Here is an 18582-nt window from a genome sequence, read left to right on the forward strand (position 1 = left end):
TTTTTGTGAAAAATTTTTTATAAAGAAAAATATATTAAATATATCATTAAAAACTTGACTTTGAAAAAAAATAAGAGTATACTCTTAACCAGTTAATTAAATAGTAAAGGAGTTTTTATGAAAAAACAAAATTTATTTTTACTTTTCTTAAGTATTTTACTGATTTTTCTTGGATCATGTGGTCAAAAAGAAAGTCAGACTGGTAAAGGGATGAAAATTGTCACTAGCTTTTATCCTATTTACGCTATGGTTAAGGAAGTATCCGGTGGTTTAAACGATGTACGGATGATTCAGTCAAGTAGTGGTATTCATTCTTTTGAGCCTTCTGCAAATGATATTGCTGCTATCTATGACGCTGATGTTTTTGTTTATCATTCTCATACTTTAGAATCATGGGCTGGAAGTCTTGACCCTAATTTGAAGAAATCTAAGGTTAAGGTTTTAGAAGCATCTGAAGGTATGACCTTAGAAAGAGTCCCTGGCTTGGAAGATGTTGAAGCAAGGGATGGTGTTGATGAAAAAACACTTTATGATCCTCACACATGGCTTGATCCTGAGAAAGCTGGTGAAGAAGCTCAGATTATTGCAGATAAGTTATCTGAAATTGATAGCGAGCATAAAGATACATATCAAAAAAATGCTCAAGAATTCATTAAAAAAGCACAGGAATTAACAAAAAAATTCCAACCAAAATTTGAGAAGGCTAGTCAAAAAACCTTTGTAACTCAACATACAGCCTTTTCTTATTTGGCTAAGAGATTTGGTCTCAAACAATTAGGTATTGCTGGTATATCACCAGATCAAGAACCAAATCCAAGACAACTGACAGAAATTCAAGAATTTGTGAAAACTTATAAAGTTAAAACGATTTTTACAGAAAGTAATGCATCTTCAAAAGTAGCTGAAACTCTTGTCAAATCAACAGGTGTGGGTCTTAAAACTCTAAATCCTTTAGAGGCAGACCCACAAAATGACAAAAGTTATCTAGAAAATCTTGAAGAAAATATGGGTGTATTAGCAGAAGAACTACAGTGAGGTGAACAATGAAAAAGAAATATATAGCTGGTTCGGCAGCCGCTTTAGTGTTAAGTGTTTGCGCTTATGAGTTAGGACTCCATCAAGCACAAACTACAAAAGAAAATAATCGTGTTTCTTATATTGATGGTAAACAAGTTGGCCAAAAAGCAGAAAACTTGACTCCAGATGAAGTTAGTAAAAAAGAAGGTATCAATGCTGAACAAATTGTTATTAAGATTACAGATCAGGGGTACGTAACATCTCATGGAGACCACTATCATTATTACAATGGTAAGGTTCCTTATGATGCTATCATCAGTGAAGAATTATTGATGAAAGATCCTAACTATCAGTTAAAAGATTCAGATATCGTCAATGAAATCAAGGGTGGATACATTATCAAAGTTAATGGGAAATATTATGTATATATTAAAGATTTAGCTCATGCAGATAATATCCGAACTAAAGCAGAGATCAATCGTCAAAAACAAGAACATAGTCACAATCATAATAAAAATAATGATGATGCCGTTGCAGCCGCTAAAGCGCAAGGACGTTATACAACAGATGATGGCTATATCTTTAATCCGTCAGATATTATAGAAGATACGGGTGATGCTTATATTGTTCCTCATGGCAACCATTTCCACTATATTCCTAAGAGTGAATTATCAGCTAGTGAATTAGCGGCGGCAGAAGCATTTCTTGCTGGAAAGGGAGGCCGCTTAAGTTCAGTTGCCTATAATTCAAATAGAGCTGGAGGAGCTAATAATTCTGTTAGTGGCGATGGTAATCTTTACAGTCTACTTCAAGAACTATATGCTCAACCACTAAGCCAACGGCATGTAGAATCTGATGGGTTAGTTTTTGATCCAGCTCAGATTACAAAACGTACTGCAAACGGTGTAGTGGTCCCTCACGGAGATCATTTCCATTTTATTCCATACTTACAAATGTCTGCTTTGGAAGAAACATTAGCTCGTAATCTTCCAATCGGTGGTGGGGGTGGAGAGGAAGGTGAAAACTATCCTCAAAGTACTACATCATCAAGTGTTGCAAGTTCAAATTTAAACTATCCTTCTAATTCTCAATCTTCAAATAGAGGAAGTGGTGGTGCCTATACCACAGATGACGGATATGTCTTTAGTCCGACAGATGTTATTGAAGATACAGGTGATGCATTTGTTGTACCGCATGGCAATCATTTCCACTATATTCCTAAGAGTGATTTGTCTGCAGGAGAGCTAGCAGCAGCTCAAGCTTATTGGAACAACAAACAAAGTTCTCATTCTTCAGTAAGTCAACCAAGCAGAGATGATTCAAATTCAAGTCAACCAAATTTGGTAGAAACTCCACATTTGAATATAGGTTCAACTTATCACCAAAATCAGGATGGAACTCTCCCAATTTTTTCTAATAAACCTTATGGTGGCTCAACCACACAACCTTCAGTAAGTCAACCAAGTCTGCCAAAAACACCAGGTTTAAATAACACTCCAAGTCACAAGGATAAACAAAGAGAAGATATTCCGGCACTTTTGAAAGAATTATATGCTAAACCTCTATCAGAGCGACATGTCGAGTCTGACGGATTAGTATTTGATCCCGCACAAATAACAAACCGTACTGCAAACGGTGTCGCTGTCCCTCATGGTGATCATTTCCACTTTATTCCTTACTCACAAATGTCTTCACTGGAAGAAAAAATTGCCCGTGTAATCCCTATAAAAGGACAAAATGTTGGCACATTAGTAAGTGTAACTCCTTTAAAACCTGCTTCAACTACGAAAATCAATACGCCAGTTGAAAGTAAGCCAATTAAAGAAAATAAGATAGAGCCTACTAAAGAAGAAGTTGTCCATAAACTACCTCCTAAAAAAGACAACATATCACCTAGCAATAAAGAATTTTATGATAGAGCCTATGATTTGTTAAGTTTAGCACATAAGGCGATTTCTAAAAATAATAGTTCTTCTTCTGAATACCGTTCCTTAGATCAATTAGTATCTCGATTAAACGATGAATCATCGGATAAAGTAAGTTTGGTTAATGATATATTGAAAATCCTTTCTTTAACCACTCATCCAGAAAGAGTTGGTAAACCAAATTCACAAATTGCCTACACAGATGATGAAATTAAATTGGCAAAACTAGCAGGTAAATACACAACATCTGACGGATATATCTTTGATGTAAATGATATTGAAAGCGATGAAGGAAATGCTTATGTAACGCCTCACCTGAATCATAGCCACTGGATTAAAAAAGAGAGTTTATCCGAAGCAGAAAGAGCTGCTGCTGAAACTTATACTAAAGATAAAGGATTACAACCATCTACTTCTAATGAAAAGGAAAAAGTTGATCCTAAAACAAGTGGTTCTGAAGCAATCTATAACAGAGTGAAAGGTGAGAAAAAAGTACCATTAGATAAAATACCAAATCATCTACAATATACTGTTGCTGTACAAAATGGTCACTTTGTCATCCCTCACTTTGATCATTATCATAATCTTAAATTTTCATGGTATGATGAAGGTCTTTACGAAGCACCTAAAGGATATACTTTAGAAGATTTATTTGCAACTGTTAAATATTATGTTGAACATCCTGATGAACGACCTCATTCTGATGAAGGTTGGGGAAATGCTAGTGATCATGTTCTTAAAAATAAAGGAAATCAAGATAATAGTATTAGTGATAAATCTGAGAACAGTGATAAAACTGAAAAAACTCACGAAGATACTGCTTCTAATAGTGGTTCAAGTTCTGAAAATAAAAATCCTGAAAACATTGCTCCATCAGCAAATAATCTTTATAAACCATCAGAATCTAATACAGAATCTGATGCTGAGGCTACACCAGATGAACCTGAAGTTCCTCAAGTAGCGTCAGAAAAAGTGGAAGCTAAATTAAAAGAAGCAGAAGAATTACTGGCAAAAATAACAGATGATGCTATCAAATCTAATGCTTCAGAAACCCTTGCTGGTTTGAGAAATAGTTTTAATTTACAAACGATGGACAATAATCAGATTATGACTGAAGTTGAAAAACTATTAGGTTTGTTAAAAGCAAGTAATTCAAAATAAAATATGACAAAAGTTTAAATAGTAGGTTATATATCCTAAAAAAAGTTTGTAGTGAATAACACCCTAAAAGTTGGACACAAAAAATCTAACTTTTGGGGTGTTTTATAATGAAAATTATTTAATTGATAAAATTCTACAAACTGTTATGTAGAATGAATAATGTCTAAGGTTTAGTCATTCAAATCTAAAACGTATTATTAGAGAAGTAAGAGAATAAATGTTATAAATAAAAATAGTTTGAAGGAATTCTTTTTTCTTTATAATTAAAACTAACTATGAGTTTACGCAATAGCATGTGTCAATTCCTAAAAAACTTGACAATACAAAAAAATAGGAGTACAATTTTTACCGGTTAATTAATTTATATGGAGTTGAGATGAAAAGAAGAACTTTATTAATGCTACTATTTAGCGTTTTAATTTTTACTTTAGGTGCTTGTAGTAAAAAAGAAACACAAGAGGTAAAAGGAATGAAAATTGTAACCAGTTTTTATCCTATTTACGCCATGGTAAAAGAAGTATCCGGGGATTTGAATGATGTTCGTATGATTCAATCTAGTAGCGGTATTCACTCGTTTGAACCCTCAGCAAATGATATTGCAGCAATTTATGATGCAGATGTTTTTATCTATCATTCCCATACATTGGAATCTTGGGCTGGGAGCTTGGACCCAAATTTGAAAAAATCTAAAGTTAAAGTTTTAGAAGCTTCAGAAGGTATGGCATTAGAGCGTGTACCAGGATTAGAGGATATCAAAGCAGGAGATGGAGTTGATGAGAAGACTCTTTATGATCCACACACATGGTTAGATCCATTAAAAGCTGCAGAGGAAGCGCAGATTATTGCTGATAAATTATCAGATATTGATGGTGAGCACAAAGATACCTACCAAAAAAATGCTAAAGAATTTATTAAAAAAGCTAACGACTTGAATGACAAATATAAAGACAAATTTGACAAAGTAAGTCAAAAGACTTTTGTTACGCAACATACGGCATTTTCATATCTAGCTAAGAGATTTGGATTAAATCAACTAGGAATTGCAGGTATATCACCAGAACAAGAACCAAGTCCAAGACAATTAACAGAAATACAAGAATTTGTGAAATCCTATAAGGTAAAGACAATCTTCACAGAAAGTAATGCTTCTTCAAAAGTTGCCGAAACACTTGTAAAATCAGTAGGTGTGAGTCTGAAAACTTTAAATCCACTAGAAGCTGATCCTGAAAATGATAAGTCTTATTTAGATAATTTGGAAGAAAATATGCTTACTTTACTTGAGGAACTAAAGTAAGAAAAATTTTAGACTAAAAAATGTAGGGTTGATTCTTACAATAGATCTTTAGTTTAACCGTTTTCTTTATTTTTTATAATTGAGATAATAAATCAAAAGAGTCAGTAAGGGTATGTGCTGGCTCTTTTTTTTAAAAACATATAAAAAATCTTGACATCCTAATTTAAAAGATGTAGAATATTTACTAGTTAATTAAATGGTTAAATAACCAGTTAAAAAACTATGTATGTTATCTACTAATTAAAGAAATAAATATTTAAACAATCATAGAAATGAGGGATTTATGAAATTTAAAAAGAAATATATAGCAGCTGGATCTGCTGTTATCCTTTCCTTAAGTCTGTGTGTTTATGCTCTGAACCAGCATAGTCAGCAGGCCAATACCGACAAAAATCGTGTTTCATATGTAAACGGGAATAAAGATACTAAGAAAACTGAAAATTTGACTCCAGATCAGGTTAGTCAAAAAGAAGGAATTCAAGCTGAACAAATTGTTATTAAAATTACGGATCAAGGCTATGTAACTTCTCATGGTGATCATTATCACTATTATAATGGTAAGGTTCCTTTTGATGCACTCTTTAGTGAAGAGTTATTAATGAAAGACCCCAACTATCAGCTGAAAGATCAAGATATTGTCAGTGAAGTTAAGGGAGGATATATTATTAAGGTAGATGGAAAATATTATGTTTACCTTAAAGATGCTGCTCATGCCGATAATGTAAGAACCAAAGATGAAATTAATCGTCAGAAACAAGAACACGGAAAAGAAGATAAAACAGCTAGCGCTGAAGTCTCAGTAGCTAAGTTACAAGGGCGTTATACAACTGATGATGGTTATGTATTTAACGCTTCAGATATCATTAAGGATACAGGTGATGGTTATATTGTACCTCACGGTGGTCATTATCATTTCATTCCTAAGAGTGATCTCTCAGCTGGAGAATTAGCTGCAGCAAAAGCTTATTTATCTGGCAATAGTTCAGCTCTCAGTCAACCCTTGTCACTGACACCGAATAATGGTGTTTCTGCAGCAGATGATGGTTATGTATTTAACCCTAATGATATTGTCAGAGATACTGGCGATGCTTATATTGTACGACATGGGGACCACTATCACTATATCCCTAAATCATCTCTTAACAATCATCAATCACAATCTAATACTCCAAGCTTAGAAAATCCTTCTAATTCTACACCAAATAATCCGTTACCACATGTTCACCATGAAGAAGAGGAACACGGTCATGGTTTTGATGCAAATAGAATTATAAGTGAAGATTCAGAAGGTTTTGTCATGAGTCATGGTGATCACAATCATTACTTCTTTAAGAAAGATTTGACACCTGATCAAATCAAAGCAGCTCAAGATCACTTGAAATCTAAATCACCAGTAACACCAAGTACAGCACATGATGACGATCATGATGAAGATGAACATGGTCATCACCATGAAGAACACGATCACGGCTTTGATGCGGATAGAGTTATCAGTGAAGACGAGCAAGGATTTGTTATGAGTCATGGCGATCACAATCATTACTTCTTTAAGAAAGATTTGACACCTGAACAAATCAAGGCAGCTCAAGATCATTTGAAAGCTAAGTCACCAGTGACACCAAGTCCAAGTCATGAGGACCATGATGAAGATGAGCATGACCACCATCATGGTGAAGACCATGATCACGGCTTTGATGCGGATAGAGTCATCAGCGAAGATGCGGCTGGCTTTATCATGAGTCATGGTGATCACAATCATTACTTCTTTAAGAAAGATTTGACACCTGAGCAAATCAAGGCAGCTCAAGATCACTTGAAATCTAAATCACCAGTAACACCAAGTCCAGCACATGATGACGATCATGATGAAGGTGAACATGGTCATCACCATGAAGAACACGATCACGGCTTTGATGCGGATAGAGTTATCAGCGAAGACGAGCAAGGATTTGTTATGAGCCATGGCGATCACAATCATTACTTCTTTAAGAAAGATTTGACACCTGATCAAATCAAAGCAGCTCAAGATCACTTGAAATCAAATCATTATGTCGAGCCTGTTCAGCCACTTGCAAAATCTGTTGAATCATTCTCTAGAGATGCTAGTGATGAAGAAAAAATGGCTTATATTTCAAAGACCTATGGTGTGCCACTAGAAGCCATCAGAATTTCAAATGGTTTCTTTGTATTTGGTAATCCAGACCAAGCTTATGATCCTACTCATATCCATCCATATGCTGTTCGAAAAGAGCATGTTCGAATTCCACTTCAAACTGGAAATCCAGAATTAGATTTTCTGAATGAACTTTATACGACCGCATTGCGTGATGGTGTCTCACCATATAGTTTACAGGTTGAAAATGGTAGTTTCGTCATTCCTCACGGAGACCATAATCATTACATCAAGGTTCAAACCAAAGGGTACGAAGTTGCCTTGAAGAATAAGATTCCGGCATTGCAATCAAATTATCAACCTGGAGCATTTGATGAAAAAGCAGTCTTGGCAAAAGTAGATCAACTTCTTGCTGAAAGTAGAACGCTCTATCAAGATCAACCAATCAAACAAAGACAGATTGAGTTGGCTTTGGGTCAATTTACTGAAAACATGAAGAAACTAGCAACCAACTCGACTGCGGGTTATCTTGCAACACTTGATCTCTTTGATAAGCAATATATTCATATTGATGAAAGTGTCAAACCAGTCGAAACAAGTCCATTAGATAAGAAGTATCAGGCATTAATTGATAAAATTAATACACTAGATACTGATAGCTATGGGCTTCCGAAAAAAGACCTTCTAGTTCGTCTTCAAGAAGCTAAGTTAGCAAAAGATGAAGCTGGTTTATCAGCAGTTGAATCACAACTACAAGCTCTTCAAGACTTTAATGATCGTACTGGTGCTACAACAGTGGAATACATCAAGTACTTCTATGAGCATGTAAATGATGGTCGTTTAAGTAATGAGCTTCGTAATAAAGTAGCGGATTTAACATGGACTCTTTATCAATCCCAATCCTTCCTTAAGGCTACAGACTTGAATAAACTGTTCCCAAGCATTTACCAAACAAAACAAGAAGTAGAAGAGGCTTTGAAAAATCAGCCAACTACTGCAAAAGTAAATGAAACAGTTTTAGATAAAGAAAAAGTTGATAGTCAATCTGCTAAGCAAGCAATCTATGAATTCCTAAAAGAACTCTATCCTGACCTTAAGAAGGAGGAACATGTCAATCATGTAAGCAAAGAGGAAGTAGAAGGTCTCTTGAACAAAGCAGAGCAATTCTTAGCTCAAGTTAAAGAAGAAGGAATCAAACAATCCTTGGCAGAAGAAGTAGAAAATTTGAAATCTGCTGCTAATAAGACTGATGCTGCTTTAGATGAAGTCAATACTCAAGCTAAAGATCTCTTGACACGAATTGCATCTACTCTACAAAAAGAAAAAGAGAATGAAGAACAAGACCCACTAACACTGGTTCTCTATCAAAAATTATATGATAGTCTAATTTCACTTCATACTTATCTAGAAAATAACCATGGTTCTGATGCAGACTTCGATAAAGTAGATGCATTACTTGACCAGCTCGCAGCAAAAAGTAAAGATAAAGAAGCTTTACTTGAATTAGCCAAAACAATACTAGCCTTGAATCAAGAAATCAAGTCTAAGGCAGTTTCAGGAACAGAAGCTGAACCAAAAGCTACAACTGAAGCTACAAGTGAAGGTACTAAACCAGCCTCAAGCACAGAAACTGGTGAAGCCCCTAAAGCTGAGGGTGATAGTGTAACTACTAGAGAAGAAAATAAACCGAGCGATACACTAGCTCCTAAACCTAGTGAAGCTAATTCAGAAAAAGCTGCAGAAGAATCTACGAACGCAGTTTCTGATCAAGTTAAACCTGCTGAATAATTTAAAAATACGATGTAGCTAAGCTACATCGTATTTTTTAGTCCTTATAGGCTACGATACCAATGATTGTATCAACAGCACGTTCCATGGTTTGGAGACTCACGTACTCGAAACGACCGTGCATATTTTCTCCACCAGCAAAGATATTTGGAGTTGGGATTCCCATAAAAGAAATCTTAGAACCATCTGTACCTCCACGAATTGGTTCAATGATTGGTTTGATTTCGAGTTGTTCCATGACTGTTTTTGCAATAGTGATAGGAGTCATATCTTTTTCAATGACCTCTTTCATATTGTAGTACTGATCAGTGAGAGTTAGTGTAACTCGAGTGCTACCAAGTTCTTGATTCATCTTATCTGCAATTACTTGCATGGTTTTCTTGCGAGCATCAAATGCATCCTTTTCAAAGTCTCGGATGATGTAGCTTGCACGCGCTTCTTCAACACTACCTGTAACGTCCATAAGATGATAGAAACCTTGGTAACCATCTGTTAACTCAGGACGGTCATTTTCAGGGAGTTGATTATGAAAATCAATAGCTAATTGAAGAGCATTTACCATTTGCCCTTTTGCAGTCCCAGGATGGACATTGCGGCCTTGGAAATGAATTTCTGCAGCTGCTGCTGAGAAGGTTTCGTATTGAAGTTCTCCCAGTGGACCACCATCAACAGTGTAGGCAAAATCTACATCAAAGTCCTCAGCATCAAATTTATTTGCACCGACTCCTATTTCCTCATCAGGACCGAATCCAACACGAATCTCACAATGCTTGATTTCTGGATGGTCATTCAAGTATTCAATTGCTGTCATAATTTCAGCAATTCCAGACTTATCATCTGCTCCTAGTAAGGTTGTACCATCTGTTGTGATAAGAGTTTGACCTGGATATTTCTCCAGACTCCTGAAGTCAGCGGGATCTAGTTTGAAACCAGAATTTCCTAGTTCAATCACACCACCATCGTAGTTTTCAATTATCTGTGGATTGACTCCTTCGGCATTAAAGTCAGCAGTATCCATGTGGGAGATGAAGCCAATCTTACGTGTTAAAGATGGATCATTGGCTGGTAAGGTTCCAATTGCAAAACCATTTGGTAGATAATAAACATTTTGTAATCCAACACGTTTCATTTCAGGAATAAGAACATTTGTAGCAAAATCTACCTGACTCTGCGTACTTGGAGTAGTAGTAGAGTGTTCATCAGAGCGCGTATTGACCTTAACGTAGGTTAGGAATCGATCCAAGAGATTGGGATAAGTCATAAAAAACTCCTTTGATTTCATTTTTTCCATTGTATCATAGAAAAGGGAGAAAAACAAAAGACAGAAGTTAGGGAAATTCACTATGTTGGCGTTTACTTATCAACGAATTAATGATAAAATAAACTTGATAAAAATATCACAAGGAAGCGATTATGAAAAAAGCAATTTTAATGATGACTTTCGGCTCGCCAGAAGAGATTACCTTTGAAGGTGTGGCTGATTTTTTCACAAATATTCGTCGTGGAGTGAGACCGCAAGATCACGAAATTCAAACGCTCTACGATAATTATGTACTAATTGGAGGAACACCTCTTCAAAAAATTACCCGGGAAGAGGTTGCTTTGGTAGAAGAGAGGCTAGGGAATGAATACAGTGTCTATTTTGCTAATAAGTTTTCTAGACCCTTTATCCCAGATGTGATAGGTCAGATGGAAGCAGACGGAATCGAGCAGTGTATTTGCTTGATTTTGGAGCCCCATTATTCTTTTTATTCTGTCATGGGATACGAGAAATTTTTAGAAAGCAAACAAATTCAATTTTTAGTTATTAAGGACTGGTATCAAGAAGAAGCGCTCTTAAACTATTGGGCAGATGAAATTGATAAGATTTTAAAATATGAAGTGAAGCAAGAAAGCTTTAAAGTCATCTTTTCTGCCCATAGTGTGCCTATTTTTGCCTTGGATTTTGGTGACCCATATATTGACCAAATTTTTGAAAATAGCAAGCTAGTCGCTGAAAAACTAGGTTTGAGTTCTGAGCAATATACTAACACCTGGCAAAGTGAGAGTGACATCGGTATTCCATGGATTAAGCCAGATGTCTTAGAATATCTTAGAGAACAGACAAAACATCCAGCTCATTATATTTTTGTACCTATTAGTTTTATTAGTGAGCACATTGAAGTTTTATTTGATAATGATGTAGAATGTTATGATTTATGTAAGCAACTGGGTGTGAACTACCATCGTCCACCAATGCCAAATACGGATTCTCGCTTGATTGATGCCTTGGTTAATACCGTCAGAGCTAATGAGAACAAAGAATTTAAGGAATTTCTCCCAGAAGAAGAAACCTTTGATGAGCTAGTTCCTTCAGATGAAACGAAAAATATCTTGGCCGAATCTCAAGATTTACAAATGCCAGAATTTGTGAAAAAATTGATTGAGAAAAAAGGTCGTGAAAATGTTAAGATGCCATATCTTATCAAGAAAATGCTTGAGAAAGCAGGTAAGTTACCAAAAGAGTAAAGAAAAAAGGATTTAGCTTTGTGCTAGATCCTTTTAATCGATTATTTTTTCTCAAGAAGAGCTTTGATTTCTTGAAGTACTTCCAACTCAGTTGGACCAGCTGGAGCTTCCTCAGCAGCTTCTTCCTTCTTAGTAAGACTTTGAGCTTTTTCGATACCTTTAATAACAAAGAAGAGAACAGTACCGATAACTAGGAAGTTAATAACAGCGCTCAAAAATTTACCATATGTAACACCATTCCAAGCAAGCTCAGCGATGTTTTGTACTTTCGCAGCTTCCAAGGCTGGATTCAAAATAAGTGGAGTGATGATATCGTTAACAAGTGATGTAACGATTGCACCAAAAGCAGAGGCAATGATCACACCGACAGCAAGGTCAACAACATTACCACGAAGTAAAAATGCTTTAAGATCTTTTAACATTTTTATAAAATCCTTTCATAAATTTTATTCTTAATTATATCTTAAATTAAAATAGAAATCAACCCATATGCTTACATTATTCAAATTATTTGTTAAAAATATACATTTTACTGAGAAAGTAATTTATTATTATAATCAAGGTTTGTGATATAAAAGTTTCAATTGCATTTACATTGGTAATGTTATTATATACAAATTGTCCGATAATCTGAGGAAATTTGGTTACAAAAATATAGGTGAGTAACAAATCTAGTAGTAAGGTAAAAATCCGACTAGTTGAAAATTTAATCAAACGAAGGTGCCAATCTTTTCTTTCTTGCTTAAATACAATTGTATCGTTGGTTATAAATGCAAATAGAATTCCGACTATATTTGCCAAAGTTGTTGCAAAGAGTTCTTGCTGTGTTACATGATAAATTCCTAATCGAGTTATGATAGAAATAAGTGTTGTTGCTCCACCAAAAAAGATATAGGATAAGAGTTCACTGTTAAAGAGGAACATTAATCGTTTTTTCATGATTTAAGTATAGCATAAAGCAAGCCTTTGTGCTATACTAGTAAAGTTGATTTAAACAACCCTTGGTGCTTAGCTTCTTTCACCAAGCATATTTTACGTGGGAAACCGCCAAAGGAGAAAAGATGAAAAAATTTACTATTCGTGATATAGCAGATATCTCAATTGTTGCTGCCATTTATATAGTTTTAACCATTACACCACCACTTAATGCTATTAGCTACGGCGCCTATCAGTTTCGTATTTCCGAAATGATGAACTTTATGGCCTTCTATAATCCTAAATACATCATAGGTGTGACTCTTGGTTGTATGATTGCGAATTTCTTTAGTTTTGGAATGCTAGACGTGTATGTTGGTGGAGGCTCAACTTTAGTTTTCCTCAGTTTAGGAGTCTGGCTATTTAGTAAATATAGCAAGGATTACCTCTTTAATGGTTTAATTCGAAAAGATCATTTTTACTTTTCAATCCTCTTTTCACTTTCTATGTTTACCATTGCAGCAGAGTTAAATATCGTAGCTCAATTGCCATTTTTCCTTACTTGGGTTACAACAGGTATCGGTGAATTTGCTTCATTAATTGTTGGGGCCATTATTATAGGTAAAATTGCGCGACGAATTGATCTTACCAGATAACAAATAAAAGCTAGTTGATAATCATCTAGCTTTTTCACTTTTTCAAACTTTGCAAATCTTGACAAAAACTTATAAATATAGTATACTTTTCATGTAAGCTGATTTAGCTCAGTTGGCAGAGCGCATCCATGGTAAGGATGAGGTCGCCGGTTCAATCCCGGCAATTAGCATAATATGAACTGAAAAACCCTTGATTAAAAAGGGTTTTTGTTATGTCTACCCAAAAATCATCCAAAATATAGTCCAACTATTTTAAAATTGTATTCCTAACAAGAAGTATTTTTTACGATTAGATAGCCCTTTAATTCTATGTGTTTAATGTTTCAAATAATATAGTTAAATAAGTGCATTAAAGAGAATATATTCATAAACAGACAGTTAGAGCCATCTATGTTATACTAGATATATGTTAGATTTAAAACAATTTGGTATTGACATGTGGTCTGATGAAAAGATTTTTTCTTTTAGAAAAAAGTTGCTCGTCTGGTATGATAATAATAAACGTGATTTGCCTTGGAGAAGAAGTAGAGATCCATATCACATTTGGGTATCTGAAATTATGCTCCAGCAGACAAGAGTGGATACTGTCATTCCATATTATAAAAGATTTTTAGAATGGTTTCCAACTGTAGAAAATTTGGCTGATGCTCCTGCAGAACGTTTGTTGAAGGCTTGGGAAGGTTTAGGTTATTATTCTCGAGTACGTAATATGCAGGCTGCAGCTCAGCAAATCATGACTGAATTTGGAGGTCAATTTCCCAACTCGTATGAAGAAATTTCTAGTTTGAAAGGGATTGGTCCTTATACCGCGGGAGCTATTTCAAGTATTGCTTTTAACTTACCGGAACCGGCTGTAGATGGTAATGTCATGCGTGTTTTAGCTCGCTTATTTGAGGTTAATCATGATATTGGGAACCCAAGCAATCGAAAGATTTTCCAAGCCATGATGGAAATCTTAATAGATCCCAAACGACCAGGTGACTTTAATCAAGCTCTTATGGACCTGGGTTCTGATATTGAATCACCAGTAAATCCACGGCCAGAAGAAAGTCCGGTAAAGGAATTTAGTGCAGCTTATCAAAATGGAACTATGGACCGTTACCCAATTAAAGCTCCAAAGAAAAAACCTATTCCCATTTATCTCAATGCTTTAGTAGTTCAAAATAAAGATGGTAAATTTTTACTTGAAAAAAATGAAAGCGAGAAACTTTTGGCAGGTTTTTGGCATTTTCCCTTGATAGAAGTTAATGATTTTTCACAAGAAGAGGAAATTGATCTTTTTCATCAGGTTTCTGAAGAAAGTATCTATTTTGGTCCTAGTCCCAAAGAGAGCTTTCAACAAGACTATGATCTGGAAGTTAATTGGATGGACTATCAATTTGAACAAATTAAGCATGTCTTTAGTCATCGTAAGTGGCATGTAAGAATCTTAGCAGGTCAAGTCAATGATTTCCATGAATTTCAAGATAGAGAAGTGAGCTGGTTATCACCAGAAGAGTTTAAAGATTATCCATTTGCTAAGCCCCAACAAAAAATTTGGCAAGCTTATCAAAGATCAGGATTGTATGATAGCCAAGCCTAACAATTGTGTCTTCTTTTTATTTTTTGATATAATAGTAGAAAAAAGGTGAATAAATGAAAAAAATATTAATCGTAGATGACGAAAAACCGATCTCAGATATTATAAAATTTAATATGAGTAAAGAAGGTTACGAAGTTGTAACTGCTTTTAATGGACGTGAGGCTTTGGAACAATTTGAAGCAGAGAAACCAGATGTTATTATCTTGGATTTGATGCTGCCAGAAATTGATGGGCTGGAAGTTGCCAAAACTATTCGAAAAACAAGTAGTGTTCCTATTATCATGCTTTCTGCTAAAGATAGCGAATTTGATAAGGTCATTGGTTTAGAACTTGGTGCGGATGATTATGTCACAAAGCCTTTCTCAAATCGTGAGTTACAGGCACGTGTTAAGGCGCTTCTCCGTCGTACAGAACTTGTATCTGTCGATAGTCAAGATTCCGAAGAGAAAAAGACTCAACCATTGATAATCGGTGATTTAGAAATTGTACCTGATGCGTACGTAGCCAAAAAATACGGTGAAGAACTTGAATTAACCCACCGAGAATTTGAACTCTTGTACCATTTAGCATCTCACATTGGCCAAGTTATAACTCGAGAACATCTGCTTGAGACGGTTTGGGGATATGATTATTTTGGTGATGTACGTACTGTAGATGTCACTATAAGACGTTTACGTGAAAAAATCGAGGATACCCCAAGTCGTCCAGAGTATATTTTAACACGTCGTGGTGTCGGCTATTATATGAGAAATAATGATTAAATTATTGAAAGAAATAGTTCTAACTAGGGATTTTATCTTCATTCTAATTTTGATAGGCTTTATCATGGTCGTTACCTTGCTATTGCTTGAAAATCGGCGAGATAATATTCGTTTGAAGCAGATTAATCAAAAAGTAAAGGACCTGATTTCAGGAGATTATTCTCGAGTATTGGATATGCAGGGAAGCTCTGAAATTACAAACATTACAAACAATATAAATGATTTATCAGAAGTTATCCGCCTAACACAAGAAAATCTTGAGCAAGAGACTAAGAGATTAAATAGTATTCTTTCTTATATGACTGATGGGGTCCTTGCAACCAATCGTCGTGGAAAAATAACCATGATAAACGATATGGCCAAGAAACAATTAGGAATACAAAAGGAAGATGCCCTAAACAAAAATATTTTAGATTTATTAAATATTGGGGAAGATTATGAGCTTAGGGATTTAATTACAAAAGTTCCCGAACTTATGATTGATTCCCAAGATGATAATGGTGAGTATCTGATACTTCGTGTCCGTTTTGCATTGATTCGTCGTGAGTCTGGTTTTATATCAGGTTTAGTAGCCGTATTACACGATACAACAGAGCAAGAAAAGGAAGAACGAGAGCGCAGACTCTTTGTTTCGAATGTCAGTCATGAATTACGAACTCCTTTAACTAGTGTTAAATCCTATCTTGAAGCCTTGGATGAAGGTGCTCTTTCTGAGCCTGTTGCCCCTGATTTTATCAAAGTATCTCTAGATGAAACCAATCGTATGATGCGGATGGTAACAGACCTCTTACACTTGTCTAGAATTGATAATACCACTAGTCACTTAGATGTTGAGTTGATTAACTTTACTGCCTTTATCACCTTTATATTAAACCGTTTTGATACAATCAAATCACAAGATGATCAACAAAAATATGAACTAGTAAGAGATTATCCTATTACATCAGTTTGGATTGAGATTGATACTGATAAGATGACCCAAGTTATCGATAACATTCTTAATAACGCCATTAAGTATTCACCAGACGGTGGGAAAATAACTGTCAGCATGAAAACGACAGATGAACAGATGATTTTATCTATTTCAGACCAAGGCTTAGGAATTCCTAAGCAAGATTTGCCTCGTATTTTTGATCGTTTTTATCGTGTGGATCGTGCTCGAAGTCGTGCCCAAGGCGGTACTGGTCTAGGATTATCTATTGCTAAAGAAATCATTAAACAACATAAAGGTTTTATCTGGGCCAAAAGTGAATACGGTAAAGGTTCAACCTTTACCATTGTGCTCCCTTATGATAAGGACGCCGTAAAAGAAGAAATATGGGAGGACGAAGTAGAAGACTAGAATGAATGAAAAAGGCTTTAAATACAGTATTTTAGCGTCAGGATCCAGTGGAAATTCTTTTTATCTGGAGACACCAAAAAAGAAAATTTTAGTAGATGCAGGCTTATCTGGTAAGAAAATCACTAGTCTATTGGCTGAGATTAATCGAAAACCAGAAGACTTGGATGCCATTTTAATTACGCATGAGCATTCAGACCATATCCATGGAGTAGGTGTACTTGCTCGTAAATATGGCATGGATCTCTATGCTAATGAAAAAACTTGGCAAGCTATGGAAAACAGTAAGTATCTTGGCAAGGTCGATTCTTCTCAAAAACATATCTTTGAAATGGGGAAAACTAAAACTTTTGGAGATATTGATATCGAGAGTTTTGGGGTTAGCCATGATGCTGTTGCCCCTCAGTTTTACCGTTTTATGAAGGATGATAAGAGCTTTGTCCTTTTGACTGATACGGGCTATGTTAGTGATCGTATGGCAGGAATAGTGGAGAATGCAGATGGTTATCTTATAGAGTCTAATCATGATGTAGAAATCTTGAGAGCTGGTTCCTATGCATGGAAATTGAAACAACGGATTTTATCAGACCTCGGTCACCTTTCTAACGAAGACGGTGCTGAAGCTATGATTCGGACCTTAGGAAATCGCACTAAAAAGATTTACCTTGGACATTTATCTAAGGAGAACAATATCAAGGAGTTAGCCCACATGACCATGGTCAATCAGCTAGCACAAGCTGATCTGGGAGTTGGAGTAGACTTTAAGGTTTATGATACCTCACCAGATACTGCAACACCATTGACAGATATATAAGAGAGAGCACCTAAGGGTGTTCTTTTATATGTAGATAATTTTATGGGGAAAATATGGTATAATAGGCTTTGCGATATAAGAAATATAGCTTTAAATTTTATAAATAAAAGCAAGTCTAGATGCTAATGAACACTAACTTCTTTTAGCATCATTAAAATGCTAAAAAATCTATAAAGAACAATATTAGAGAGATACCATGCCAAAAGAAATTGATATTGAATACTACCATCAGCTAGCTTTGCAAAAACAGAAAGAGCATCGCAAAGTGTTGGCTAATCTAAAGAAAAAGCCACCTAAGAATTTGGATAAAATAGCCCAGCAAATTCATGAAGAAGTCTTTGCTGAAATTGACTGTACTGCCTGTGCTAACTGTTGTAAGACCTTGGGACCTGACTTCAAAGAAGCGGATATTACACGAATAGCCAAGTATTTTAAGATGAAATTACCAGCTTTTGAAGCAGAATTCCTTCAGGTAGATGAAGATGGGGATAAGGTTTTTAAATCCATGCCTTGTCCATTTTTAGGAGGAGATAATCTCTGTTCCATCTACGATGTTCGTCCAAAGGCTTGTCGAGAATTTCCACACACAGACCGTAAAAAGATTCATCAAATAAATCATCTAACGATTAAGAATACTTTGACCTGTCCAGCAGCCTATCTCTTTGTGGAGAAATTAAAGGATAAGTTGTGAGATTTGTGATTTTAAATC

At 35.3% G+C, this 18582-nt stretch carries 14 protein-coding genes, 1 tRNA gene and 1 riboswitch; of the genes, 12 read left to right on the forward strand and 3 right to left on the reverse strand.

What is annotated here, in order from left to right:
• Positions 1-117: 117 nt before the first annotated feature.
• From HMPREF1117_RS05905 to HMPREF1117_RS11570, 4 genes are all read left to right on the forward strand, one after another.
• The gene (locus HMPREF1117_RS05905; protein WP_000744517.1) at positions 118-1035 is read left to right on the forward strand and encodes a metal ABC transporter solute-binding protein, Zn/Mn family; all 918 of its coding nucleotides are present in this window, start codon (positions 118-120) and stop codon (positions 1033-1035) included.
• A gap of 8 nt (positions 1036-1043) precedes the next feature.
• Entirely contained in the window at positions 1044-4103 is a 3060-nt protein-coding gene (locus HMPREF1117_RS11380) for a pneumococcal-type histidine triad protein (protein WP_000731394.1), read from the forward strand.
• A gap of 376 nt (positions 4104-4479) precedes the next feature.
• The gene (locus HMPREF1117_RS05920; protein ID WP_000830264.1) at positions 4480-5397 is read left to right on the forward strand and encodes a metal ABC transporter solute-binding protein, Zn/Mn family; all 918 of its coding nucleotides are present in this window, start codon (positions 4480-4482) and stop codon (positions 5395-5397) included.
• A 283-nt stretch (positions 5398-5680) separates the two neighbouring features.
• Positions 5681-9298 (forward strand): pneumococcal-type histidine triad protein, encoded by a 3618-nt coding sequence (locus tag HMPREF1117_RS11570; protein WP_000669441.1) that lies wholly within the window; start codon positions 5681-5683, stop codon positions 9296-9298.
• 37 nt (positions 9299-9335) lie between these two features.
• On the opposite strand, the gene pepT is transcribed toward HMPREF1117_RS11570, so the two are convergent.
• Positions 9336-10559 (reverse strand): peptidase T, encoded by a 1224-nt coding sequence (gene pepT / locus HMPREF1117_RS05930; protein ID WP_000222026.1) that lies wholly within the window; start codon positions 10557-10559, stop codon positions 9336-9338.
• Positions 10560-10711: 152 nt separating this feature from the next.
• Here pepT and hemH point away from each other — a divergent pair, with 152 nt between their 5' ends.
• Complete coding sequence (gene hemH / locus HMPREF1117_RS05935) at positions 10712-11806, forward strand: ferrochelatase (protein WP_000709231.1); 1095 nt, start codon at positions 10712-10714, stop codon at positions 11804-11806.
• Positions 11807-11847: 41 nt separating this feature from the next.
• On the opposite strand, the gene mscL is transcribed toward hemH, so the two are convergent.
• Entirely contained in the window at positions 11848-12228 is a 381-nt protein-coding gene (mscL, locus tag HMPREF1117_RS05940) for a large conductance mechanosensitive channel protein MscL (protein ID WP_000910203.1), read from the reverse strand.
• A gap of 85 nt (positions 12229-12313) precedes the next feature.
• Positions 12314-12745, reverse strand: coding sequence for a GtrA family protein (locus tag HMPREF1117_RS05945; protein WP_025171580.1), 432 nt, complete (start codon positions 12743-12745; stop codon positions 12314-12316).
• 28 nt (positions 12746-12773) lie between these two features.
• Positions 12774-12870, forward strand: a riboswitch (PreQ1 riboswitch).
• Here HMPREF1117_RS05945 and HMPREF1117_RS05950 point away from each other — a divergent pair.
• The 7 genes from HMPREF1117_RS05950 to HMPREF1117_RS05980 all read left to right on the forward strand — a co-directional run bounded on the left by HMPREF1117_RS05950 (position 12868) and on the right by HMPREF1117_RS05980 (position 18564).
• A complete protein-coding gene (locus tag HMPREF1117_RS05950) occupies positions 12868-13377 on the forward strand; it encodes a QueT transporter family protein (RefSeq protein WP_000714751.1) in 510 nt (169 codons plus the stop codon). Its footprint overlaps the riboswitch before it by 3 nt.
• 97 nt (positions 13378-13474) lie before the next feature.
• Positions 13475-13547 (forward strand) — tRNA-Thr (locus HMPREF1117_RS05955).
• Positions 13548-13783: 236 nt separating this feature from the next.
• Positions 13784-14959 (forward strand): A/G-specific adenine glycosylase, encoded by a 1176-nt coding sequence (gene mutY, locus HMPREF1117_RS05960; protein ID WP_000886185.1) that lies wholly within the window; start codon positions 13784-13786, stop codon positions 14957-14959.
• Positions 14960-15012: 53 nt separating this feature from the next.
• The gene (gene yycF, locus HMPREF1117_RS05965; protein WP_000722060.1) at positions 15013-15720 is read left to right on the forward strand and encodes a response regulator YycF; all 708 of its coding nucleotides are present in this window, start codon (positions 15013-15015) and stop codon (positions 15718-15720) included.
• Entirely contained in the window at positions 15713-17062 is a 1350-nt protein-coding gene (gene vicK, locus HMPREF1117_RS05970) for a cell wall metabolism sensor histidine kinase VicK (RefSeq protein ID WP_000593666.1), read from the forward strand. Before yycF ends, vicK begins: the two co-directional genes overlap by 8 nt.
• Before the next feature lies 1 nt (position 17063).
• Positions 17064-17873, forward strand: a complete 810-nt coding sequence (locus HMPREF1117_RS05975) for an MBL fold metallo-hydrolase (protein WP_001003068.1) — start codon at positions 17064-17066, stop codon at positions 17871-17873.
• 196 nt (positions 17874-18069) lie between these two features.
• Complete coding sequence (locus HMPREF1117_RS05980; protein ID WP_001123660.1) at positions 18070-18564, forward strand: YkgJ family cysteine cluster protein; 495 nt, start codon at positions 18070-18072, stop codon at positions 18562-18564.
• Positions 18565-18582 lie beyond the last annotated feature (18 nt).

Source organism: Streptococcus sp. SK643, from assembly GCF_000259505.1.
Lineage (GTDB): Bacteria > Bacillota > Bacilli > Lactobacillales > Streptococcaceae > Streptococcus.